This window comes from Occultella glacieicola, from assembly GCF_004353825.1.
Classification (GTDB): Bacteria; Actinomycetota; Actinomycetes; order Actinomycetales; family Beutenbergiaceae; genus Occultella; species Occultella glacieicola.
This window is the reverse complement of sequence record NZ_SMNA01000007.1, coordinates 120,466-143,951: the sequence shown is the minus strand read 5'-3', so window position 1 is coordinate 143,951 and position 23,486 is coordinate 120,466. Positions and strand designations below refer to the sequence as shown.

23 protein-coding genes are annotated in these 23,486 nt (G+C 69.0%); 14 read left to right on the top strand and 9 right to left on the bottom strand.

The genetic code is table 11. The features are described from left to right. Positions 1-79 precede the first annotated feature (79 nt). On the bottom strand, positions 80-1,036 hold the full coding sequence (locus EXU48_RS15555) for a sugar-binding transcriptional regulator (RefSeq protein WP_133108595.1): 957 nt from the start codon (positions 1,034-1,036) through the stop codon (positions 80-82). Between the two features lie 105 nt (positions 1,037-1,141). Here EXU48_RS15555 and EXU48_RS15550 point away from each other — a divergent pair, with 105 nt between their 5' ends. The 10 genes from EXU48_RS15550 (at position 1,142) to EXU48_RS15505 (ending at position 12,412) form a co-directional block, all read left to right on the top strand. Continuing rightward, positions 1,142-2,551 (top strand): ABC transporter substrate-binding protein, encoded by a 1,410-nt coding sequence (locus tag EXU48_RS15550; protein ID WP_133108594.1) that lies wholly within the window; start codon positions 1,142-1,144, stop codon positions 2,549-2,551. Between the two features lie 78 nt (positions 2,552-2,629). Continuing rightward, positions 2,630-3,520 (top strand): carbohydrate ABC transporter permease, encoded by an 891-nt coding sequence (locus EXU48_RS15545; RefSeq protein WP_165962841.1) that lies wholly within the window; start codon positions 2,630-2,632, stop codon positions 3,518-3,520. A 59-nt stretch (positions 3,521-3,579) separates the two neighbouring features. Further along, complete coding sequence (locus tag EXU48_RS15540) at positions 3,580-4,350, top strand: carbohydrate ABC transporter permease (protein ID WP_165962840.1); 771 nt, start codon at positions 3,580-3,582, stop codon at positions 4,348-4,350. A gap of 37 nt (positions 4,351-4,387) precedes the next feature. Next, entirely contained in the window at positions 4,388-5,848 is a 1,461-nt protein-coding gene (locus EXU48_RS15535) for a sulfatase-like hydrolase/transferase (protein WP_133108591.1), read from the top strand. Between the two features lie 241 nt (positions 5,849-6,089). Further along, on the top strand, positions 6,090-7,472 hold the full coding sequence (locus tag EXU48_RS15530; RefSeq protein ID WP_133108590.1) for a sulfatase family protein: 1,383 nt from the start codon (positions 6,090-6,092) through the stop codon (positions 7,470-7,472). Between the two features lie 126 nt (positions 7,473-7,598). Further along, entirely contained in the window at positions 7,599-9,257 is a 1,659-nt protein-coding gene (locus tag EXU48_RS15525; RefSeq protein WP_235857059.1) for an NAD-dependent epimerase/dehydratase family protein, read from the top strand. A 280-nt stretch (positions 9,258-9,537) separates the two neighbouring features. After that, positions 9,538-10,233, top strand: a complete 696-nt coding sequence (locus EXU48_RS15520; protein WP_133108588.1) for a hypothetical protein — start codon at positions 9,538-9,540, stop codon at positions 10,231-10,233. Then, positions 10,230-10,655: a phage holin family protein gene (locus EXU48_RS15515; RefSeq protein ID WP_133108587.1), complete on the top strand. Its 426-nt coding sequence runs from the start codon at positions 10,230-10,232 to the stop codon at positions 10,653-10,655. Before EXU48_RS15520 ends, EXU48_RS15515 begins: the two co-directional genes overlap by 4 nt. After that, on the top strand, positions 10,652-11,299 hold the full coding sequence (locus EXU48_RS15510) for a DUF3618 domain-containing protein (protein ID WP_133108586.1): 648 nt from the start codon (positions 10,652-10,654) through the stop codon (positions 11,297-11,299). The genes EXU48_RS15515 and EXU48_RS15510 overlap by 4 nt, the downstream gene beginning before the upstream one ends. A 63-nt stretch (positions 11,300-11,362) precedes the next feature. Further along, positions 11,363-12,412 carry a YihY/virulence factor BrkB family protein gene (locus EXU48_RS15505; protein WP_133108585.1) on the top strand — a complete coding sequence of 350 codons (1,050 nt, stop codon included), beginning with the start codon at positions 11,363-11,365 and terminating at the stop codon, positions 12,410-12,412. A 13-nt stretch (positions 12,413-12,425) separates the two neighbouring features. On the opposite strand, the gene EXU48_RS15500 is transcribed toward EXU48_RS15505, so the two are convergent. After that, positions 12,426-13,010 carry a cysteine hydrolase family protein gene (locus tag EXU48_RS15500; protein WP_133108584.1) on the bottom strand — a complete coding sequence of 195 codons (585 nt, stop codon included), beginning with the start codon at positions 13,008-13,010 and terminating at the stop codon, positions 12,426-12,428. Then, positions 13,007-13,831 carry an ammonia-dependent NAD(+) synthetase gene (gene nadE, locus EXU48_RS15495; RefSeq protein WP_133108583.1) on the bottom strand — a complete coding sequence of 275 codons (825 nt, stop codon included), beginning with the start codon at positions 13,829-13,831 and terminating at the stop codon, positions 13,007-13,009. The genes EXU48_RS15500 and nadE overlap by 4 nt, the downstream gene beginning before the upstream one ends. Before the next feature lie 125 nt (positions 13,832-13,956). On the opposite strand from nadE, the gene EXU48_RS15490 reads away from it, so the two are divergent. From EXU48_RS15490 to EXU48_RS15475, 4 genes are read left to right on the top strand one after another with little or no spacing between them, the layout of a single operon-like run. After that, positions 13,957-14,427: a hypothetical protein gene (locus tag EXU48_RS15490; protein WP_133108582.1), complete on the top strand. Its 471-nt coding sequence runs from the start codon at positions 13,957-13,959 to the stop codon at positions 14,425-14,427. Beyond that, complete coding sequence (locus EXU48_RS15485) at positions 14,424-15,650, top strand: NRAMP family divalent metal transporter (protein WP_133108581.1); 1,227 nt, start codon at positions 14,424-14,426, stop codon at positions 15,648-15,650. The genes EXU48_RS15490 and EXU48_RS15485 overlap by 4 nt, the downstream gene beginning before the upstream one ends. Next, complete coding sequence (locus EXU48_RS15480; protein ID WP_133108580.1) at positions 15,647-16,021, top strand: hypothetical protein; 375 nt, start codon at positions 15,647-15,649, stop codon at positions 16,019-16,021. The genes EXU48_RS15485 and EXU48_RS15480 overlap by 4 nt, the downstream gene beginning before the upstream one ends. Next, positions 16,008-16,346 (top strand): PRC-barrel domain containing protein, encoded by a 339-nt coding sequence (locus EXU48_RS15475; RefSeq protein ID WP_133108579.1) that lies wholly within the window; start codon positions 16,008-16,010, stop codon positions 16,344-16,346. Before EXU48_RS15480 ends, EXU48_RS15475 begins: the two co-directional genes overlap by 14 nt. A 34-nt stretch (positions 16,347-16,380) precedes the next feature. Here the strand turns inward: EXU48_RS15475 and EXU48_RS15470 are convergent, their stop codons facing one another. From EXU48_RS15470 to EXU48_RS15445, 6 genes are all read right to left on the bottom strand, one after another. After that, the gene (locus EXU48_RS15470) at positions 16,381-17,454 is read right to left on the bottom strand and encodes an aromatic acid exporter family protein (protein ID WP_133108578.1); all 1,074 of its coding nucleotides are present in this window, start codon (positions 17,452-17,454) and stop codon (positions 16,381-16,383) included. A gap of 100 nt (positions 17,455-17,554) precedes the next feature. Next, the gene (locus EXU48_RS25355) at positions 17,555-19,054 is read right to left on the bottom strand and encodes an FAD-dependent oxidoreductase (RefSeq protein WP_133108577.1); all 1,500 of its coding nucleotides are present in this window, start codon (positions 19,052-19,054) and stop codon (positions 17,555-17,557) included. Positions 19,055-19,057: 3 nt separating this feature from the next. Further along, the gene (locus EXU48_RS15460; protein ID WP_133108576.1) at positions 19,058-20,251 is read right to left on the bottom strand and encodes a zinc-dependent alcohol dehydrogenase; all 1,194 of its coding nucleotides are present in this window, start codon (positions 20,249-20,251) and stop codon (positions 19,058-19,060) included. After that, positions 20,251-21,117: an SDR family oxidoreductase gene (locus EXU48_RS15455; RefSeq protein ID WP_133108575.1), complete on the bottom strand. Its 867-nt coding sequence runs from the start codon at positions 21,115-21,117 to the stop codon at positions 20,251-20,253. The genes EXU48_RS15460 and EXU48_RS15455 overlap by 1 nt, the downstream gene beginning before the upstream one ends. 330 nt (positions 21,118-21,447) lie before the next feature. Continuing rightward, entirely contained in the window at positions 21,448-22,023 is a 576-nt protein-coding gene (locus tag EXU48_RS15450; protein ID WP_133108574.1) for a hemerythrin domain-containing protein, read from the bottom strand. 196 nt (positions 22,024-22,219) lie between these two features. Further along, positions 22,220-23,422, bottom strand: coding sequence for an ROK family protein (locus tag EXU48_RS15445; protein ID WP_133108573.1), 1,203 nt, complete (start codon positions 23,420-23,422; stop codon positions 22,220-22,222). Between the last annotated feature and the right edge of the window lie 64 nt (positions 23,423-23,486).

Here is a 23,486-nt window from a genome sequence, read left to right as displayed (position 1 = left end):
GCGCGTCCCCTCCAGCGACAAGCGTCGTCGGGCAGTTCGACGGCGGTGCGCCTCCCGGCGCAGGGCACGCACCATTCCGTCAGCGGTACGACAGCAGCGCCTCGGCGTTCGAGCGTTGGGTGACGATCGTCGTGATGACTCCGGAACGAGCAGCAATTCGTGTCGCGTCCGCGCGGGCAGGATCGAACACGACGCCGATCCGTTCCCGCGCGCGGATGAGCATCTCGACGTCGGGCGCGACGACCCGGCGCCGGGCCGCACCCGTAACGGTGCGACCCCGGACGTCGATCGGAATCCCGGCGACCTCGGCTACGGCGCCCGCCTCCGACGCTTCGTCCCGAGCTTCAGGGCTGAGGTGGTCAAAGCTGATCGATAGTCCGGAAGCCCATGCGCCGATGCCGGTCACCACAACGTCCAGCCTCGAGAACTCGGCGAACGCTGCACGCACCTCCGGCAGCGACATGTAGCTGCGCCAGGCTCCCTCGTCACCTGCGATCATCGGCGCGTAGAACACCTTGGCACTTCCGGCCGCCCGGCGAGTGAGAATCCGGATCACGCCCATGACGTTGGCCGCATCATCGCGGGGGATCTCCCCGGTGAGTTGAACGAAGGTACACCGCGGCAGCGCCACCGGAGGTGCTTCGTGGATGGCCAGCATGGTCCGGGTCGACGCTATCCCCACCCGGTCACCATCCCGAACGACTTCGCCAAGGACCGCGATCGCGGCGTCGCCCAGGTCCGCGAGCAGGGTGTCGCCGCCAGCGTCGGGATCGTCGATCACGACCGCGCGACGCAGATTGAGCGCCTCCTCGAGCTCACGCGCGACCTCGGCATTGGAATCGCCGGGCACGTTGATCCTGATCTCGACAACCCCTGCGTCACGGGCCGCGTCGAGCAATCGCGCCACTTTGAACCGGCTCAGGAATAGTTCGTCCGCAATCTCGCTCTTCGTTCGGCCTGCGAGATAGAAGCGACGTGCGACGTGCGCCATGAGTGCCAGCTCGCGTGGGTTTTCCATGGCCCAAGCATCGCTCATTCGAGCAAACTTCGCTCAGATGATTGACGCGCGTCGCGGATACGTCTTGGCTGGCAACCAGGGCGGAGCACTTCCTGCTCCATCCCTCGGACAAGGAGGTTCGTCATGCGAATCAGATCCAGAAGAGTGGCCAACCGTGCCGTCCTGGTGCTCGCGGCGACGCTCGTGGTCACGGCGTGCGGCGCCGGCGGCGGGACCGGCGGCACCGGTGCCGACGATGCTGCCGATCTCGATGTCTCCGTGGAGGACTTCCTCACCGCTCGGGGTGAGGAACTCGGCGTCGACCGCATCAGCGTGCTCGCACAGAGTTCACCGCAGGCCGACGCCATTCAACAGATCAGCGGACAGTTCACCGAGCTCACGGGCATCACCGTGGACTGGACGATCCTCGACGAGCAGTCCACGGAGAACCGCGCCGCTGTGGCGCTAGGTTCGGGCGACGGCGGCTTCGACGTGCTGCAGACCCCGTCTGGCTTCATCCCGACCTATGTGGATCGTGGTTGGCTGCAGCCGATCGGTCCGCTCGTCGACGACGCCAGCAGCATCGTGCCGGGCTGGAATCTCGAGGCCTTCGGGGAAGGCACGACGTCGCTGCTCAGCCGGGACGACGAGGTCTATGGCGTCCCGATGTTCATCGGGACACAGATGTTCTACTACCGCACCGACGTGTTCGAGGAGCACGGCATCGAGCAGGTGCCGACAACGTACGAGGAACTGGTCGAGGTCGTGCATGAGGTCCACGGCGACGACGTCGCCGGGATCGCCCTGCGCACGGCGCCGAGCCCATCGCAACTCCTGTTCGTCTGGTCGGCCTGGTTGTACGCCAATGGCGGCTCCTACTACGCCGAGTACGACGACGGCACCTATTCCGGCTCCGCGCTCGACTCCCCCGAGGCAGTCGAGTCGCTGACGACCTACACCGACCTCGTGCAGAACTATGCGCCGTCCGGTGCAACCAACTGGAGCGTGGACGACGTCACACGGGCCTTCGCGACCGGTCGAGTGGCGATCGTCCAGGAGGGTGCGGTCTTCGGAGGTACGTTCAACAACCCGGATTCCTCCCAGGTGTCCGGCGATATCGACGCGTTCACACTGCCTGCTGGCCCAGCCGGGTCGTTCGTGCCCTACAACGCGCACGGCTGGACGATCGCCGCGAACAGCGACGCCACCGACGCGGCGTGGTTGTTCACGCAGTGGGCCACACTGGCCCAAACGTTGACGGCAGCCACACAGACTGACGCCAATTTCGGCGCCCCGCCGCTGGCCGACGTCTACTCCTCCCCCGAGTACGAGGCGAAGTACGGCTTCAACGATTTCGTCCCCGCGGTGATCGGCACGATCGACATCGCCAACGGCGGCGGCGTCTCCCCCTTCGAGGACGATCCGAACTACCTGCCTGCCACCACCGACTGGGCGACGGTCGGGCAGCAGATCGCCGAGGAGTTGAGCAAGGCCGTGACCGGTCAGGTCTCCGTCGAGGAAGCCCTGCGTGCCGCGTCCACCTATCTCGAGTGACCCTCGCCGACCGGGCGGCTGGCTGGCGGGTCGGGAGCAGCACCGCCGTGACCGATGACTAGGAGAGGAGGCCCGCCTGTGACCTCGATACCCCGTGCCGAAGGCCGACTTCGCGGCTGGCATCTGGGATTCACCTTCCCACTCATCGCGGTACTGCTGGCGACAACGGTGCTCCCGCTCGCGTATGCGCTGGCACTCGCACTAGGTGGCTCGGACGCCAGCCTGGTGCCGCAGGCACCGTTCGGCACCGGCAACGTCGAGGCGGTTCTGGACCGCGGCGACCTCTGGCCGGCCCTGTGGCTGGCGGTCGTCTTCCTCGTCGGGGCGCTCGCGTTTGAACTCGGCCTCGGTGTGTTCACAGCACTCGTGCTCGATCGCTTCGTACCGAATCGCAACACACTGCGTGTCGTGTTGCTATGGCCCGCAGTACTGCCGCCGATCGCCGTCGCGCTGGTCTTCAAGTACATCCTGCAAGGAGACATCGGGATGCTGTCGTACTACCTCGGTCTCGTCGGCATCCATCAGGAGTGGCTGACCCAGCCCAGTTCGGCGATGGCTGTGATCATCGGCATCGACGTCTGGCAATACACCCCATTCGTCATCCTGCTCACCCTGGCGGCGCTCAAGAGCGTCCCCGAGGAGGTGCTCGAGGCTGCCCAACTCGACGGCGCGGGGTGGATTCGCAGTGCCTGGAGCCTCGTGATCCCCATCATCCGGCCCGCCGTGATCGCGATCGCGCTGCTGCGTTTCATCGACGCGATCCAGGTGTTCCCAACGATCTACGTCCTCACGCGCGGCGGCCCCGGTTCCAGCACGCAGTTGCTCACGTACTACAACTTCCAGGTGTTCTTCGGCCAGCTGCAGTTCGGGCAGGGTGCTGCGATCGCGATCTTCGTGGTCCTCTTCACGCTGGCGTGCGTCACGGTCTTCACCCGTATCCAGCGCCGAGCCGAGAAGGCATGGGCATGAGACGGGCAAGCCGGCCCCACCTCGCTTCTCGGGTCGCGGCATATCTGTACATCACGCTCGTGCTGGCGGCCTTCACGCTGCCGACGCTGTACGCGCTGCTGACGTCGCTGCAGCCCGCGAGCGTCAGTCTCAACCCAGTGCCGCAGTGGATCTTCACACCGACCCTCGACAACTTCGTCTCGCTGTTCGAGGACTCCTCGTTCCTGGGTCCGGTGCTCAACAGCGTCCAGTCCAGTGTCGCGTCAGCCGCACTTGCACTCGCGATCTGCGCCCCGGCGGCCTACGCGCTCAGCCGAGCGAACGTGTCGTCCTCAGGGGTGATCGGGATGTGGCTACTGGCCGCGCGGGCATTGCCGGCGATCGGTCTGGCGATCCCCGCGTACGCGATCTTCACACGCATCGGCCTTTCGGACACGATCGTCGCTCTGCTGCTTGTCTATCTACCGTTCAACGTCGCCCTCGCGACGATCATGTTGAAGGTCTTCATCGACGGCATTCCCCGCGAACTCGACGAGGCAGCGGCCATCGACGGGGCCAGTCCGCTGCGCACCATGCTGCAGGTCGTGCTGCCGGTCGCTCGGCCGGGCCTGGCTTCGGTCACGATCATGACGTTCCTGTTCGCGTGGAACAACTTTCTCTTTCCGCTGGTGCTCACCGGTTCGCGGTCGGCGACGATCCCGCTGGTGCTTCAGAAGTTCCTCGGCAGTTACACGCTGCAGTGGAACCAGGTGATGGCCGGAGTGGTGCTGCTGTCGTTGCCGCTGATCGTGCTGGGTGCCGTCTTCGGCAGGTCCATGGTCGGCGGCCTGGCAGCAGGGAGCGTGAAGTGACCATCGAAAAACAGCCCACCTCAGGAGAACCGCGACGATGAAGACAAGACCCAACATCCTGGTGATCTGCACGGACCAGCATCGGTACGACGCGATCGGCGTCTACCCCGGAAGCGCGGCCATCACGCCGAATCTCGATGCCCTCGCGCGCCGTGGCACGGTATTCGACCATTGCTACGCGCCGAACAGTGTCTGCTCACCCACCCGGGCTTCGATGCTCACGGGTGAGTACCCAAGCTCCCACGGGCTCTGGGCCAATGGCGTCGCGCTCCCGGAAGGCCGCAGCCTGGTCACCCGCGAGCTGGCCGACTCCGGGTATCGGTGCGGACTGGTCGGCAAGTTCCACTTGGGTGCGGCGTTCCAAGGTCGCACCGAGGAGCGCCTTGACGACGGGTTCGAGTACTACGAGTGGGCCCACGACCCGTTCCATGGCTCACCGGAGAACTCGTACCACCGGTGGCTGCGGGAGCGGCACCCGGGCCTGTGGGCGGCGGCAGCCGCCGACGTGGTCACGCCCGACCTCACCAACTTCGCGCACGCGAACACCCAGTTCGACGAGATGCCTCACGAGGCCAGTTACTCGACCTGGGTCACCGAGAAGGTGTCGGACTTCCTCGGGGAGGCCGACAGCCGCCCGTTCTTCCTGCTCGCGAACTACTTCGCTCCACATCATCCGTTCGCGGCACCACCTGAGTACCTCGAGAAGTACCCGCCCGGTTCGGTGCGGCCCCCAGTTGGAAGCGTGCGGGAGCTGGCCGGCAAGCCCGCTCGGCAACTGGAGGCTTCCGCGTCGAGCTACCGGGGCCACGGCCCCTCCTACCAAGACTTCACCCCGGACGATCTCGACGAGATCCGACGGACGTACTACGCGATGATCACCCAGGTCGACGACGGCGTCGGGCAGATCCTCGAGGCGCTGCGTCAGCGCGACCAGGACCAGGACACCCTGGTCGTGTTCGTCAGCGACCACGGCGAGATGCTGGGCGACCATGCCCTGCTACTCAAGGGCCCGATGCTCTACGACGAGGCCGTGCGGGTGCCGCTGATCGTCTCGTGGCCGGAGAACGTTCCCGCCGATCACAGGGTCACCGACTTCGTTGGCGTCCACGACGTCGCCCGGACCATCCGTGTGGCGGCCGGCCTGGCTCCCTACGTTCGCGATCAGGGGATCGATCTCACCGAGGTCGCCCGAGGTGACCGCCGCGGCCGTCGTTATGCCTGGTCGGAGTACCGCGACTCCGGCTACGCCTACGACCCGCCGGCGATGACCACGATGTTCCGTCGAGCCGACACGAAGGTCGTCATCTGGCACGGCAACCCAGCTACCGGTGAAGCTCAGACCGGAGAGCTCTACGACCTCGCCAGCGATCCGGACGAGCTTGTCAATCTATGGGACGACCCCGATCGTGCGGAGCTCCGCACCGAGATGTGCGCGGCAGTCCTCGACCTTCAGATGTGGCACGAGGACCGTTCCGCCTGCCGAGTCGCGACGTGGTGAGACCTGACTGACGCGAGCAGCGAGATGCGCTCTCCGAACACGCCCGACGGTCTCGATGGCCGGTCGTGGTCTCGCGGCTCCTGGTTCGGTGGAGGCATGACAGCGGCGACCAGGTGCGGGCATACCCCGATGACCCACCGGTGGCACTGCGACCCTGGGGTTCGTGTTCCGCTACAGTGCGCGAGCAGCCGTCGGGTGCACCGATGGCGACCGCGACCGATGTCCGGAGGCGAACCTGAGCATGGACAACGGCCGTCCCAACATCGTCCTGATCAACTGCGACGACCTCGGGTACGGCGACCTGGGCTGCTACGGCTCCGAGCGGAACCGGACCCCCGCGATCGACAGGTTGGCTGTTGAGGGCCTGCGGCTCACCGACTTCTACGTCGCCTCTCCGGTGTGCTCGCCGTCGAGGGCCGCGCTGATGACGGGAAGCCTGCCGGCGCGGGTCGGGTTCACGTCGTTCGACGGTAGGGCCGTGCTGTTTCCCGGGATGCGACACGGCCTCGCGCCGGGTGAGCAGACGCTCGCGACCATGCTGCGGGACGCGGGCTACGCCACCGCGATGGTGGGCAAGTGGCACTGCGGCGACCAGCCCGAGCATCTGCCAAGGCGGCACGGATTCGACTCCTACCTCGGCCTGCCCTACAGCAACGACATGGGCCGTCAACAGATCGACGGCGTCGCAACCGGCAACCCGCCGCTGCCACTGATCCTCGATGACGATGTGATCGAGCAGCAGCCGCTGATGGAGGCCCTGACCGAGCGCTACACCGCTGAGGCTGTGCGGCTGATCCGACAGCATCGCGGCAGACCGTTCTTCCTCTACCTCGCCCACCTGCACCCGCATCTGCCGCACCTCACGGCTGAGCGCTTCGCGCGGGACTCCCGCAACGGACCGTACGGGGCCGCGGTCGAGTACGTCGACTGGTCGACCGACGTGATCCTTCGTGAACTCGACGACCTCGCCCTGACTGAGAACACGATCGTCATCTTCACCTCGGACAACGGCTCCCGGGTGAACGACGAAGGTGGCAGCAACGCGCCCCTCCGTGGCACCAAACGCACGAACTTCGAAGGTGGCGTCCGGGTCCCCTGCCTGGTCCGCTGGCCCGGTCGAGTGCCGGCCGGCGCTGCCAGCGGAGCGGTCACCAGCGCCATGGACCTGCTACCCACCCTCGCGTCGCTCGCCGGTGGTGACCTCGCCTCCGACCGGGTCCGCGACGGCCATGACATCTCGCCGGTCTGGTTCGACCCGGAGCACGCCGACTCGCCGCACGACGTGCTGCCGTACTACTGGATGCACACGCTGGAGGCCGTCCGAGCCGGTCGGTGGAAGCTCCACCTGTATCGTCACGAGCCGGCCGACGGCGAGGTGCGCGAGCTCTACGACCTCATCGCCGACCCGGGCGAGACCACCGACGTCGCGAGCGACCATCCTGAGGTCGTCGCCGATCTGACGGCGCGAGCGGTGCAGATCCGGCAGCGCTGCGGGGACGAACGGACCGGTGATCCCGGGCGAGACCTGCGCCCGGTCGGGACGGTGCCGGACCCGCGACCGCTCACGTCCTACGATCCGCATCACCCGTACCTGGTGGCGATGTACGACGGGGCGGCCGGCTGATCCCGGTACCCGCCGCGCCGCACTCGGGTGGGCCGGATCCGAAGATGCGCGCGAGGTCACCGCGGGCGATAGTGGACGGACCCGACGTGGAGTAATGGAGGCTGGGACACGGTGAGAGTTGTCGTGGTGGGCGCCAGTGGCAACGTGGGCACCGCCGTGCTGCGCGCCCTCGCGGCCACGGATGAGGTCACGACGGTCGTCGGCATCGCCCGGCGGCCACCGGAGGACCGTTCCCCGCCGTACGACTCGGTCACGTGGCTCAGCGTGGACCTCGCTGCTCGCCGGGGCGTCGAGGACGCGCTGACGGAGGCATTCGCCGGAGCGGACGCCGTGATCCACCTCGTGTGGGCGATCCAGCCGAACACCGATCGTGACTATATGCGCCGCGTCAATGTGAGCGGCACCGAACGGGTGGCGCGGGCCGTTGTGCGTTCGGGCGTGCCGCATCTGGTGGTCGCCTCATCCTGGGCCGTGTACTCCCCGGTTGACGACGACGTGCCCCGCGACGAGAACGCGGCCCGCGCCGGCATCCCCTCCTCCCACTACAGCGTCGACAAGGCGGCGCAGGAACGGGTGCTCGATGAGTTCGAGGCGACGCCCGGCCTCACCATCACCCGGATGCGCACCGCGCTGGTCTTTCAGGGGGAGGCGGGCGCACAGATCGTGCGCTACTTCCTCGGGCCGTGGGTGCCGACGTCCCTGCTGCGTACCGGGGCGGTCCCGGTGCTTCCCCTGCCGAAGGGGTTGCGCCTCCAGATCGTGCACGGTGATGATGTGGGCCGTGCCTACGCCGCCGTGGTGGCGCATCGGGCCGGCGGCGCGTTCAACGTCGCCGCGGCGGACACGTTGTGGCCCCGTGACCTGGCCGGGATCTTGGCCCGGGGCCACCACGTCGAGCTCCCGCCCGAGGTCGTCCGGCCGTTCCTGCACTATGCCTGGCGTGCGAGGTTGGTCGCGTCGGACGCCGGCTGGCTCGACATGGCGATGGGCGTGCCGGTGATGGACACCGCCCGGATCCGCGACCTCGGCTGGACGGAGCAGAACAGCGCCGAGGACGCACTCCGGGAGGTAGTGGCCGGGATACGGGAACACCGTGGTACCACGAGCCCCTCCCTGCGCCCCGACGACACCCGCTTCGGTGGGCCGATCGAGTCCCTCACACCGGCGCCGACCGACCGTGACACGGACCGCGGGTATCGGATGCTCCCACCGGGTGCGCTCGCCGCGCGCGTCTCCGAGCATGTCGACGCCGACCTCCTCGGCCTCTACCTTTCGGATCATCTGACCGGAGCGACTGCGGGCACCGAGCGCATCCGGCGGATGGCGCACGCCTTCGCCGACACGCCCTTGGGTCGCGATCTGGCCACGATCAGGGATCAGATCACCCGGGAGCGCGAACTCCTCCGCGAACTCATCGCCCTCCTGGGTCTGCGACGACGGCCGCACCGGCAGGCCGGAGCGTGGGTCGCCGAGCACGTCGGGCGTCTCAAGCTCAATGAACGCCTCGTGGGCAGCTCACCGATGACGCCGCTTCTGGAGGTCGAACTGATGCGCAGCGCCGTGAGTGGCAAGGAGGGGGTCTGGCAGACGCTCGAGAGTCTCGCCGCCGAGCTTCGACTGCCACCCACGGTATTCGCGGATCTGGCCGAGGACGCTCGGCGCCAGAGGGCCACCCTGGACCGGCTGCACAGGGACCTGCTCCCGGACGTCTTCGCCGCCGGCCCCGGCGGTGACCGCGGTTCGCTGGCCCACAGCTCACCTGAGCGTGGTCCCGGGGCGACCTGAGGTCGAGGCGCTTCCTGCGGATGCGCTGACGTCGTTCGCGCGTCATGCTGTGCCCGCGAGCCTTGATCGCTCAAGGTCGCGGGACCGCCAGCGGCGGACTCGACAGACGGCGCGCCCGGACCCCGCTCGCCACAGGTGCAGAGCCAAGACCGGGAGAACGACCGTGACAGATCAGAATCGACCCTTCGAACCGAGCGTGGAGGCGTCGGGTGGCCTACCACCGAGCTACCCGCCCGCTGCGCAGCCAGTCCGGGAACCCGGCTCACCAGCCGACGATCGGGTGAATGCGAAGGACGAGGCCGCCCACGTGGCCTCCGAGGTCTCCGACCGCGCGCGGGTTGTGAAGGATGTGGCGACCGACCAGGTGCAGGACGTGGCCAGGGCGGTGAAGGAACAGGCCAGGGACACCGCGTCCGAGGCTCGCTACCAGGCCCGCAGCCTGTTCGAGCAGGCTCGCCGGGAAGTCATTGACCAGGCCGGCGGCCAGCAGCAACGGCTCTCCGAGGGGCTGCGCTCGTTCTCCTCCGACCTCTCGTCGATGGCGGACAGCGACCAAGGGCAGGGGCTGGCCGGCGCCATGACGCGACAGGTGGCCGACTACCTCGAGCGAGCCGGTGACTGGCTGCAACAGCGCGACCCTGCGCAAGCCCTGGATGAGGTCTCCCGGTACGCGCGCCGGCACCCGGGCACGTTCATGGCGATCGCCGCCGGCCTCGGTCTCCTCGCCGGTCGGGTGGCTCGCGGTGCCAAGGAGGCCGGGGGCGACGCAGAGCCGAACGACACCACTGACGCCACCCGCCGACCCGTGGCGGCACCCATGCGTCGGCAGGCACCGAACATCGAGGGTGTCGGCGCGGCGCCCTCAGTCACGCAGACGCCGTCGACGCGTGCGGGCTCACCGGGCGCCCCGGACTGGGCGCCCGTGGGTGGATCGACCGTTGACCCGCTCAGTACTCGCCCGGGTGGCCAGGCGTGACCGCCTCGCACTCACCGGACCCTCGCGACGAACGGTCCGTCGGTGAGCTCTTCGGCGAGGTGAGCAAGGACCTGTCGACGCTCATCCGTCAGGAGGTCGCCCTCGCCAAGGCCGAGGTACAGGAGTCGGCGAAGCGGGCCGGGAAGGGTGCGGGCATGCTGGGCGGCGCCGCCTGGGCGTCGAACTTCCTGCTCCTGTTCCTGTCCCTGGCGTTGTGGTGGGCGATCGGGGCCATGATCGGCGACGGCGATGACGTCCCTGCCCTCGGCTGGTCCGCCCTGATCGTCGCCGGCATCTGGGCCGTGGTCGCTGCCGTCCTGGCGCTACTGGGCAGGAAGTCACTCGAGTCCGTGGAGGGGATCCCGCAGACCGCAGACACCGTGAAGAGGATCCCCGACGCCCTGAAAGGACAGCAATCATGAGTACCGACCCCGACCGTATCCGCTCCGACATCGAACGGACCCGCGCCGATCTGAGCAGTGACGTCGATGCCCTCACCGACCGGGTCCACCCGGGTCGTATCGCCGAACGCCAGACCGAGAAGGTGAGGAACGCGGTCGGCAGCGTCAGGGAGAAGGTCTTCGGCGCGGCCGACGAGGCACGCTCGTTCGGCTCGGATTCCGCCGAGAACGCCGCCGACGCCGTCTCCGGTGCCGCCCACTCCGCCGCCGACCGGATCAGCGATGCACCCCACCTGGTCAAGGAGAAGGCGACGGGAAACCCCTGGGCCGCCGGATTCATCGCGTTCGGTGCCGGCCTGCTGGTCGCATCGCTCATCCCGTCCAGTCGTAAGGAACAAGAGCTGGTCAGCCAGGCCAAGGAGTCCGACCTTGTGCATCGAGCAGCGGACGAGGCGAAGTCGATCGCGCAGGAGGTGGGCGCGGACCTGAAGCAGCCTGCTCAGGATGCCGCTCAAGCGGTCAAGGAGACCGCCACCGAGGGTGTCCAGGACGTCAAGGAGACCGCCGTCTCCGGCGCCGAGGAGGTCCGCGACTCCAGCCGACAGGCCGCCCAGGACATCCGCGGAGAGGCCGAGGAGTCCCGCGACCGCCTGCAGGATCCCTGATCGTCGCTCCCCGTGGGCCGGTTCACCGGTCCACGGGGAACCGTCCACGCCGTGAGGTTTCCGATGCCCAAGACCACCCGCCCGTCGGCCGACCATCCGGTCAAGCCCGACAATCCCACCGACTTGCGCAAACCGTCCTGGTTCTACATCCTGCGCCGCACGGTCGCCGAGTTCCTCGACGACCAGTGCACCGACCTCGCCGCCGCACTCACCTACTACGCGGTTCTCTCGATCTTCCCCGCGATCATCGCGCTCGTGTCGATCCTCAGCCTGGTCGGACAGGCGTCCACCACCGAACGTCTCCTCGGGATCGCCTCCGACGCGGTACCGGAGGACGCGATGGCGACCCTCGGCCCCATCATCGAGAGCCTCACCACCGCGCCGGCGCCGGGTCTTGGCCTGATCGTCGGCCTCCTCACCGCGGTGTGGACGGCGTCGAACTACGTGAACGCGTTCTCGCGCGCGATGAACCGTATGTACGAGGTGCCCGAGGGCCGGCCGATCTGGAAACTGCGTCCAGCGATGTACGCGCTCACGGTGGTGATGCTGCTGCTCGTGGCCGCGGCCGGCCTGATCCTGGTGGTCAGCGGACCGGTCGCGCGGGCCATCGGTGACACCATCGGGCTCGGTGACACGGCCGTGACCGTCTGGGACATCGCCAAGTGGCCGGTCCTGCTGCTCATCGTGATCCTCGCGATCGCGTTGCTCTACTACGTGACACCGAACGTCAAGCAGCCCAGGTTCCGGTGGATCAGCATGGGGGCCGTGATCGCGATCGTGCTCGCCGGGATCGCCTCGTTCGGCCTCGGCCTGTACGTGTCGAACTTCAGCAGCTATGACGCCACCTACGGGGCACTGGCCGGTGTGATCATCTTCCTGCTGTGGCTCTGGGTGATGAATCTGGCACTCCTGTTCGGCGCGGAGTTCGACGCCGAGATGGAACGTGGACGCGAACTCCAGGCCGGCATCGAGGCCGAGGAGACCGTCCAACTTCCCCCGCGCGATACCCGCGCCAGCGACAAGCGGGCCGCCAAGGAGAAGGACGCCGTCGCGCGCGGCCGTGCCCTCCGCAGATCACGTGGTCGCGAGGCAGACACCGACGAACAGACCTAGCCGGCCCGCGCGCCTAGCCGCGCAGGAACGCCAGGGCGGCGCGCTGGTCGAGCACGGGCTGACGCATCTCCTCGGAGAGGAAGGTCAACGCCGCATCGGCGAGTTCCTCGTTCTCCGAGGCGATCGATCCGGCGGCGATCGCGACCTCGAGATCCTCAGCGAACGCCGCCATCGCCGTCTGCACCACGCAACTGTGCGTGGACACCCCGCCGATCAGCAGCCGCCCCACCCCCAGGCCGGCCAGCACGTCGCGCAACTCGGTGCGATGGAACGCGTTGTCGCGGGTCTTGATCACGTCGAGGGCGTCGCCGACGTCGAGTCCGTCGACGTACGCCGCCTGGTGGCTGCCCGGGTACGCGAAGCCCTCGCCGTCCTCGCGCATGTTCAGTGTCCAGGTGGATCCGTCCCGGGCGTGCACGGTTCGGACGAGGATCACCGGCCGGTCCGCGCTGCGCGCGGCTTCGATGAGTTGGTTCGCGTGGTCGATAAGGCTCGGGAGTGCCTCGGCCAACTGTGGATCCTCGAAGTACGCGTTCTGCAGATCGATGAGCAGCAGCGCCACGACGCCGCCGCCGACGGGAGCCTGTTGGTCGCTCAAGGACGCCACCAGGTGTCGGCTGGGGTGACGGGAGTGGTCCGTTTGTGTCGGGTCCGCAGCCAGGCTGCCTCGATCCGCTCGGCGACGTCCGCCGCCACGTCCCTCCCCTCCACATAGGCATCGATGTCGGCGTACGCGACACCGAGCTCGGCCTCGTCGGGCTGGCCGGGAATGCCATCGAGAAGATCGGCGGTGGGTTGCTTGGCCCAGAGCCGCTCGGGGCCACCCAGTTGCTGCAGGAGCCTGCGGTTCTGCCCCTTGTCCAGACCGAACAGGGGGAGCACGTCGGCGGCACCGTCGCCGAACTTGGTGAAGAAGCCGGTCACCGACTCCGAGCCGTGATCAGTGCCGATCACGAGGAGCCCGCGCTCCGCCGCGAGAGCGTACTGCGCGACCATCCTCAGGCGAGCCTTGGAGTTGCCCTTGGTGAAATCCGAGACCGGCAGACCCGTCGCGGTGAGGAACTCGGCCTCGAATGCGTCCACGGCCGGCGCCACGTTGTAGGTGACGATCTCGTCCGGGGCGATGAAGTCCAGCGCGGCTTGGGCGTCGTCCTCGTCGAACTGCACCCGGTAGGGAAGGCGGATCGCCAGAAAGGCCGCGTCCGCGCCGTCCGCACGCCGACGTTCGGCAGCGAGCTGGGCGAGCCGACCGGCGAGCGTGGAGTCCAGGCCCCCGGAGATCCCGAGTGCGTAGCCGCGAGCGCCGGTGGCCGCCAGATAGTCGCAGAGAAATCCCACGCGCGCCTCAGCCTCCGCTTCGACATCGATCTGGGGCCGGACACCCATCTCGGCGACGATGATCTGTTGCAGTTCCCTCATATCGTCAACGTAGGTGCGCCGACGGCGGACCGCACCTGCGGAGGCGGGCGCAGCTCGTCGTGTCGAGCCGGAGCCGATGTCGCCGCTGAGATGCGCGCGCCGGCGTTCGGGCGTAGAAACCAAAGGTGGTCATCAGCCTGTCTCCCGCACTACGACGGGCGTTCGCGATGGTTGCGGTGCTGGCCGTCGTGACCGTACAGGCCGGCTGCGCAACCGAGGAGGGCGGCACCACCGGCGACCTCTCCCGGGCCGCTGAGGCGGCGGCGTCGGCGGCTTCGACCGGCAGGCTGGCGCTGGACGCCTACCTCGACGGTGCGGTCACCGCGGCCGTGGCCGACACCGTCCTGTCCGAGATGATCGACGCGAGCCAGGACGCCGAGGTGGCCGCGGCGACCCGGGTGGTCGAGGATCCGGAGGACGCTCAGCCGCGGCGACAGGCACTGGTCCTGATCCGGGCAGGCACCGACGCCCTCGTGGATGCTCGCGCCTGGGTCGGGCTGACGACCGGTTCGGATCCGGTCGCACTCGTGTCCGCGCTCAGTGACAGCGCAGCGGATCTCTCGGCGTTCGCGGACGAGTGGGAGCCGCAGGGATGAAGCGGCTTCTCGGCGTCGCCCTGGGGATCCTGACCGCCATCGGCGGATTCCTCGACATCGGCGACCTGGTCACCAACGCGGTCGTCGGGTCCCGGTTCGGACTCAGCCTGGCGTGGGTGGTCGCGGTCGGCGTCGTCGGCATCTGCGTGTTCGCCAGCATGTCCGGCCGGGTGGCTGCCGTGAGCGGCCGTGCGACCTTCGAGATCATCCGGGAGCGCCTCGGTCCGCGAGCCGCTGCAGCGAACCTCGGTGCGTCGTTCCTGATCAATCTGCTCACCCTGACCGCCGAGGTCGGTGGCATCGCGCTCGCGCTGCAGCTGGCAAGCAGTGTCGAGCCCCGCCTGTGGATCCCGGTGGCGGCGTTCGCGGTCTGGCTGGTGATCTGGCGGGTCCGGTTCAAGATCATGGAGAACGTGACCGGCCTGTTGGGCTTGTGCCTGATCGCGTTCGCGGTGGCGGTCTTCCTGCTCGGTCCGGACTGGTCGGAACTCGCCGCCCAGGTGATGGGCCAAGGGCTGCCCGAGGAGTCCACCACCGTGTACTGGTACTACGCCATCGCACTCTTCGGCGCCGCCATGACCCCGTACGAGGTGTTCTTCTTCTCCTCGGGCGCGGTGGAGGAGGGATGGACCGTCAAGGACCTCTCCCAGTCCCGGATCAACGTGCTCGTCGGCTTCCCACTGGGTGGACTGTTGTCGGTTGCCATCGCCGCCTGCGCGGCGATCGTGCTCCTGCCCCAGGCGATCCAGGTGGAGACCCTCAGCCAGGTGGTCCTGCCGGTGGCGATCGGCGGGGGCAAGCTCCTGCTCGCATTCGTGATCGTCGGCATCGTGGCGGCGACCTTCGGCGCCGCCCTGGAGACGGCCCTCTCGAGCGGTTACACGATCGCCCAGTTCTTCGGCTGGTCGTGGGGGAAGTTCCGTAAGCCGCGCGCGGCGGCAAGGTTCCACCTGACCATGATCATCTGCCTGGTCGTGGCGGTCGGCGTGCTGATGACGGGAGTGGACCCCGTCCTGGTGACGGAGTACTCGGTGGTGTTCTCCGCCGTCGCGCTCCCGCTGACGTATCTGCCGATCCTCATCGTGGCCAACGATCCGCAATACATGGGAGAACATGTGAACTCGCGGGTGATGAACGCCGTCGGAAGCCTCTATCTCGGCATCATCCTGATCGCCGCACTGGCGGCGATCCCGTTGATGGTCATCACCGGGGCCGGGGCATGAACGCGCTGGAGCCGGACGAGCCCGCCGCCGGCAAGGTGCTCGATGCCCGTCTGCATCTGCTCGACCGCCAGGTCCTCGATCCCGACGACGTTCCGGTGGCCACCCTCGCCGACCTCGATCTGGAGGTCGCCGAGGACGGAACCGTGACGATCGGGGCGATGCTCTTCGGTGGGGTGTTCCTCGCCCGGCTCGCCGGTGGCCGGCCCCCGCGCAGCCTCATGCACAAGGTGCCGTGGCGGGACGTGGTCGAGGTCGACCAGACCATCCACCTCTCCGTCGGCGCGGACGGCCTGGACGCGACCTGGGTCGAGCGCTGGGTCCGTGATCACGTCATCGGGCGCATCCCGGGGGCCGGTCATGCTCCTGAGTGACCTTCTCGACCTGTCGGTTCGCGATCACGACGGCACCCATGTCGGCTACGTCATCGACGCCCGGTTCGTGCTCGACGGCGCACCCGGACCCACGCTCGCGGGCGCCCGACTGCACGGGCTGCTCGTCAGCCCGCGCACCCACACCTCGATGTTGGGGTACGAGCGCACGGGCGTGCGCGCCCCCGCGCCGATCGGCGCGTTCCTCGGGTGGCTGCACCGGGGCACGTTCCTGGTCCGGTGGCCGGACGTGGCCAGGGTCGACGACCAGCACCTCGTCCTGCGGGACGGCTACGTGCGGGTCGATCCCGGTCTGCCGAGCGGCTGAGCGCCCACGACGGTCCGCGATGCGGCGGAGTTCGTCAGGACGACGGTACCTGGGCGGCGAAGGTGTCCAGACCGCGGCGCAGCGCCAGGAGCACGCTGTTGAGCACGAGGTCGTCCGGCCCCCCGGACCGCTCGGAGGCGGTGCTCACCAGGGTCGCGAGCTGATCGTCGACCGCGGCCAGCTCCTCACGCAGCGCTGAGACGTCCCCGAGGCTCAGCGCCCCCGCAAGCAGCCGGATGGAGTGCACGATCGGGGCGCGCAGGTCGGCCGGTAGCCGCGTGGGTCGACCCTCCGGGCCGGGGGCGAGGTGATCGCGCAGGATGAGATCGCTCAGGTCCGCCACGACGAAGGTCAACCTCTCGAGCGCGTCCGCCTCCACCACGAGGGCGTCGATGTCGTCCGAATGGCGCCGAGCCCGCCGGTTCGCGCGGCGGGCTTCCTGGGCCTGTGCGATCGCCTCCCGCATCGTGAGCCGGGCCCGATCCATGCCACGGTGCTGGTGCTCCCAGTCCGCCATCGAGGGGAAGGTGGTGGTCTCCAGGGCCTCCGCGAGATCCCGGAGCTGGCCGGCGACGGCCTCCCGGGTGGCCCGGATCGACCGCGACGCCGGGCCGACGGGCAGCGGCGGGAAGAGGGCGTTGACGCCGACACCCACACACGCACCCAGCAGGGTCAGACCCGCGTACGAACCTGCGAACGCCGTCTCGCCGTGCCCGATGATCAGGGTGAAGATCCCTGCCGTCGGCACCCAGCCACCCATGGACCCGAGGGGTCGCAGCCCGGCCAGGGCCACGCCGGCAGCGACCACGAGGACGATCGTGAGCAGAGTCGTGGTGCCGAACACCATGTCGACGAGGCCGGCCGTCAGGCCACCGAGCGCGATGGCGGCGACGGCCTGCACCGACTCCCGGACCGAACTGGACACCGTGAACGTCGTGGCGATCACGGCGCCGAACGGCGCGTAGTACGGGTACTGCGCCGCCGCCGCCAGCGGTAGGAGGCTCACGATCGTCCAGGCCAGGCCCGCGGCCAGTGCCGCCCGTAGGGTCAGCGCGATACGGGGCTGCAGGATCCAGGTCCGATGAATCCATCGTTTGAGCCGGGCCATGGGGCCAAGGGTGACACCGGTCGACCGTCCGAGCACGCGCTGGTTCACCGCTCGGGTCCCAGGGGGGGTGGCGGTTCGCAACGACGTCCGGAATCGGCGTTCAGTCCGTGCCTGCCGGCTCCGCACCCTGCAGGTCCGTGGTGGCGGGTCCCTCGAGCAGCGCCCCGTCGGACGCGAACCGGGACCCGTGCAGCGGACAGTCCCAGCTTCGTTCGAAGTCGTTCCAGTGCACCACCCCGCCCAGGTGGGTGCAGGCGGCGGAGACCGTGCAGGTCATGCCGTCAACGGTCGAGACCGCGACCGGACTCAACCCCTTCCGGCCCACGCGGCCGACGCCCTCCCCCGGCGCCTCGTCGGGAACCCGCTCGAGCGCCGTCAGCCGGTCTCCGACAAGGTCGGCGACGACCTTGAGGTTCTGTTTCGCGCCGGTGCCGAATCCGGCGAACTCATGAGCACTCCAACTGGCGAACGCATCTGCCCAGTCGGGAGCGCCGCCGTCGACCAGCCCGGTCATGATCGTGGCGGCGGCCGCGCCGGTGGTCAGGCCCCACTTCGCGAAGCCGGTCGCCACCAGGACCCGATCGTTCGACGGCGTCAGCGGCCCGACGTAGGGCAGTGCGTCGATGGGGTGGTAGTCCTGGGCGGACCACCGGTGCGTCACCTGGGCGCCGGGGTAGTGCTGCTGCGCCCACGCGGTCAGCTCCTCGATCGCGTCGAGCTCGGATCCGCCGCCGCCGACCGGGTGCGAGTTGCCGCCGATCAGGAGGGTTCGGTCATCTCCCCGCGGGGTGGTGCGGATGGACCTCGCCGGCGTCCCCACGGACAGATACATGTCCGACTCCGGCAGCCCGGCCAGGCGGAGCGCGATGGCGTAGGAGCGCTGCGGCGCGAGCCGTGCGAAGAAGCCGCCCCGGTCGGCGATCGGGGTCCCCGTGGCCAGGACCACGCGGTCCGCCCGCACGGAACCGCGGCTCGTGCTCACCAGGTGTTCCGGACCGTCGTCGACCTCGGTGACGCGCGCGCCGGTGTACACGGTGATGCCACGTGCGACCGCGTCGGCGGCGAGCGCGGTGAGCAACTCGAGCGGATCCAGCTGTGCCTGATCGGCGAGCACCACACCACCCGAGTACGGGAACGGTGCGTCGCCGTCCTGCGGCCGCCAGGTCACCGGGAGTCCCACCCGCTCGCAGACCCGCTGTTCCTCCTCCACCGTCGCGATGTCGTCGGGACCGGCGGCATAGGTCACCGCGCTCGGGCGTTGCACAGCGACGCCCGCTCGTGCGCAGAACTCCAGCAACCAGGCCTGACCAGCGCGCCCGCCGGCCACGTAGTGGGCGAGAAGCTCATCGGACTGCTTGGCCGCGATCTCGGACTGTCGGCGTCCCTGCAGCACGGACACCTTCGCCGTCGATGAGCCCGTGGTGCCCGCGCCCACGTGACGGGCCTCGAGCACCACGACGCGGCAGCCCCGATCGGCCAGCATCACGGCGGTGGACAGCCCGGTGATGCCGGCGCCCACCACCGCCACGTCGTACTCGCCACCGACCGGAGCGTCCGGCTCGGGGGACTGCGGGTTGCGCGACGCCCAGTAGCTCTCCACGGCTCAGACCTGCGGGTCCAGGACGACCTTGATACAGCCGTCCTCCTTCTTCTGGAACGTCCGGTAGGCGCCCGGTGCCTCCTCGAGCGAGTGCCGGTGGGTCCGCAGGTCGAGCACCCCCAGCGGATCGGTGTCGTCCGCGACGAGTGGCAGCAGGTCCTCGATCCACCGGTGTACGTTCGCCTGCCCCATCCGGACCGTGAGTTGCTTGTCGAACATCTCCATCATCGGCAGCGGGTCGGCGGCGCCTCCGTAGACGCCCGACAGCGAGAGGGTTCCACCGCGTCGCACCGAGCTGATGGCGGTGCGAAGCGCGGCCAGTCGATCGATCCCGGCCCGCTCCATCAGGGGTCGGGCGATGGCACTGGGGAGCACGCCGGCCACCTTGTGCACGCCGGCGGCGGCCGGTGAGCCGTGGGCCTCCATCCCGACGGCGTCGATCACCACATCCGGTCCACGACCGTTGGTGAGGGCCCGGATGTTCTCGGGGAGGTCGTCGATCACCCTCAGGTCCAGGGTGTGCACGCCATGCCGGGCTGCCATCGCCAGTCGCTCGGGCACGAGGTCGGCTGCGAACACCTCGCTCGCGCCGCGGTGAAGCGCGATCCGGGCGCTCATCTGCCCGATGGGCCCGAGTCCGAGCACCAGGACCGTGCCGTTCTCGGGTACACCCGCGTACTCCACGGCCTGCCAGGCGGTCGGCAGCACGTCCGAGAGGTAGAGGTAACGCTCGTCGGGTCCGCCATCGTCGGGCACCCGAACTGGTCCGAACTGGGCCTGCGGGACCCGCAGGTACTCGGCCTGCCCGCCGGGGATCTGCCCGTACAGCTTCGTGTATCCGAACAGGGCGGCGCCCTTGTTCTGCCCGCGCACCTGGGTGGTCTCGCACTGGGTGTGCAGGCCCCGCTCACACATCCAGCAGGTGCCGCACGCGATCGGGAACGGCACGACCACGCGGTCTCCTGGCTTGATCCGGGTGACCTCCGAGCCGACCTCCTCCACGATCCCCATGGCTTCGTGGCCGAGGATGTCGCCGGGGTCCAGGAAGGCACCGAGGACGCTGTACAGGTGCAGGTCCGAGCCGCAGATCGCGGTGGACGTCACCTTGATGACGGCATCGGTGGGCTCCTGGATCGCGGGATCCGGCATGTCCTGCACCTGCACGTCCTCGGTGCCCTGCCAGGTCAGCGCCCGCATCAGAAGATCGCCTTGCCGCCGGTCACACCGAGGACGGTGCCGCTGACATAACTGGCCTCGTCCGAGGCGAGGAAGACGAACGCCGCGGCCACCTCGACGGGCTGTCCCGGTCGGCCGAGCGGGGTGTCGGCCCCGAAGGACGCCACCTTCTCGGCGTCGAACGTGCTGGGGATGAGAGGGGTCCAGATCGGCCCGGGGGCGACGGCGTTCACCCGGATCCCCTTCGGGCCGAGGTCCGCGGCGAGATTGACCATCAGGTTGTTCAGCGCTGCCTTCGTGGCTGCATAGTCGAGCAACGGCTCCGAGGGGTTGTACGCCTGGATCGAGGTCGTGATGATCACGCTCGAGCCCGGCCCGAGGTGGGGCACGAGCGCTTTGGTCAGCCAGAACGTCGCGAACACGTTGGTCTCGAACACCTGCTCCAACTGACCGCTCGGGAAGTCGGCGATCCCACCGGTGTGCGCCATCTGGAAGCCCGCGTTGCTCACCAGCACGTCGATCCCGCCCAACCCGGCCACGGCATCGGCCGCCAACCGGGTGTTCGCCTCCTCGGTGCGCTGGTCGGTCGCCAGGAGCACACAGCGCCTACCGACGCTCTGGACGACCTCCTTCGTGGACTCGGCGTCCGCCTGTTCCTGCGGGAGATAGGCGATCGCGACGTCGGCGCCCTCCTTCGCGAACGCGATCGCCGTGGCCCGCCCGATCCCGGAGTCGCCACCGGTGATCAGGGCTCTCTTGCCGACCAGGCGCTCACGGCCGGTGTAGTTGTCCTCGCCGTGGTCGGGCGGCGGGTCCATCGCCGAGGTCGTGCCAGGCCACTTCTGTTCCTGGGCCGGCACCTTCTGGGGCTTGCTGTCGGGGGTCATTGGTTCATCGTGTGCCGGTTCCGCTGCGTCCGCATCCCGTGGCGCCCGCTCGCAACATCCGGAACGCCGAGGGCCCGCCCGGGACCGGCATACGACCCGGCCGCAGCGATCGCGGCCGACGCGACGGGCACGGAGTCCACACTGGCGCACGTTGACGGCACCAGCCGACCCGGGCCGGCTGGTGCCCTCCGCTGCCGGTTGCGGCAGGGCCAAGCCGAGGGCACGTCTCGCTGAGCAGGCTGCCCTCGGCCCGGCCACCACGATCCGCCACTGCCTCGCGCGTGCGACTGGAGAGCCGGTCGCACGCGGACCGGCGATGGCCGTTCCGGACTACTCCTCGGACTCCTCGGCCTTCTCCTGGAGGGCGCGCTCGGTCTGCGCCTTGCTCATGGAGCTCGCTCCGCTCAGGCCGACGTTCGCGGCCTGCTGGTCGAGTTCGCTCTTGCGGATGTCGCTCGGCATTTCGCCGAGGTGCTTCTCGCGGCTCGACAGGAAGGCCTCGCCCAGCTCGGCCCGGCGCGCGTCCGTGAGATTCGACCGCATGGCGGGCAGCACCTTGGCCTCCTCCTCCTCGACGTGGTGTGTGATCGAATCGACGACCTCGCGCAGGACCGTCTCGAACTCGGGCGAGGAGTGATCGGTCTCCGCCAGCTTCGCGAGGAGTTGGTCGGCCTCGATGTGCTCCTCCTGGCTGTGCTCGACGTCGTGTCCAGCGCCTGCCTCGGATGCCGCGACGGGGTAGACCTCCGCCTCCTCCGCTCGGCTGTGCGCGGTCAGCAGCGAGATCAGAACGGGCAGATTGTTGGCCCTGGTCGCCGGGTTGCTACGCAACTCCTCGAACAGCCGCTCGACCTCGCGGTGGTCGTTGAGGATCAGGTCGACGACATCGTCGGTTGGTGTGGTCATGATGCCCTTCCGTTCTTCATGTTCGTCTCCTCGTTCACCTCGGACCTGGTCCGGCGTGATCAACCCGAATGTGCCGAGATCGAGCGGATGACCTTGCTCGGCCCCGGTTGGAGGCCACTGTCGCACCGGCGGGCGGTCGCCGCATTTCCAAGGCTTCCGGGTCTTCCGGGCCGCACCTGTCGACGAGCGGATCGGCTCACGCGATCGGGACGGGCAGCTCCCGCATGGCCCTGTCTCCCTCGTGCCACAACGGTGAGGCGAGGTAGGCATCCAGGGCGAGCGCTGCCGATGCGTGTGGCCAGTAGTCCGGGCGGCGATGGTCGTAGAAGCGGACCTTGGCGTCACGGCCGACCAGTTCCCGGTAGCGCCGCCGGATCATGTCGATGCAGGCATCGATCTCCTCCGGTGTCCCCACCTTGCCTCGCACGGTCGTCTCGCCCGGGGCGACCAGGCTCATGATGAGCGGTATCACGCGGCCGAGGTCCTCGGCCCGGGCGCGGCGAAGCCGGCGCAGGCCCTCGGTGTCATCGTCCGGGTAGAGGTCGCGTTGCAACGAGCCCGGGGGGAGCAGACCGGTCGCGACGGCGCGTCGTAGGAGTGCGTCGTCGGTGCAGGTGGCCTTGACGCAGCCGACCTGCCCGCAGTCGCATGGATACGTCGAACCCGGGACGACCACGTGGGAGACGAGGCCACCGGCACCCGGGCCGTCCCAGACGAGGTCGCCACCCCGCATCTGGGCCACTCCGACGGACCGTCCGACCAGCACCGTCAGGACGTCGTTGCCTCCCCCACCCCACCAGTAGTGCTCCAGCGCCTGGGCGCGGACGTTCGGCTCGACGCGTACCGGATGGGAGAGGTGCTCCCGCAGACCTGTGTGCAGCGCATCGGGGTCGACATCGGCCACCAGCGGCGGCGGTTGGCCGTGGTGGAGCTCGGCCCAGGGCGTCGTCATCCCGATCCCGGTGACGGCCGCAGTGCCGACCTCCGTCACGATGGCGTCCACCAGCTCGGCGGCCTCCTCGATGCGTTCGCGTTCGGTCCGGCCGCTGGCGGGCGCCGATCGCCAGGTGACCAGGTCGCCGCGCAGGGTGTAGGCACCGCAGGAGGTGCTCTCAGGGTGGAGATGCCCACCCAGCACCAGTCGCCGAACGGACGGCACGTCGAGCGGGGTGACCGGCCTGCCGGCCCCTCGTGGGGCCGGTGGCGCCGACTCCGTGAGCGCGCCGAGTGCCAGCAGTTCCGTGACCGTCTTCGTGATCGTGGTGAAGCTGACGCCGGTGACGGACGAGAGCTCCTTGCGACCGAGGGGGCCGTCGCGGACGATCGTGCGCATGATGGCGGACGCCGTCGAGTTGCGCTGACGCACCATGAGTTCGGTGCGCTCGGTGGGAGAGGCCACCGCCCCAGAGTAGGCCAGACGCCGTCGTATCCGGGCGTGGGTCGGGCTCAGGGTCTACCTCCGG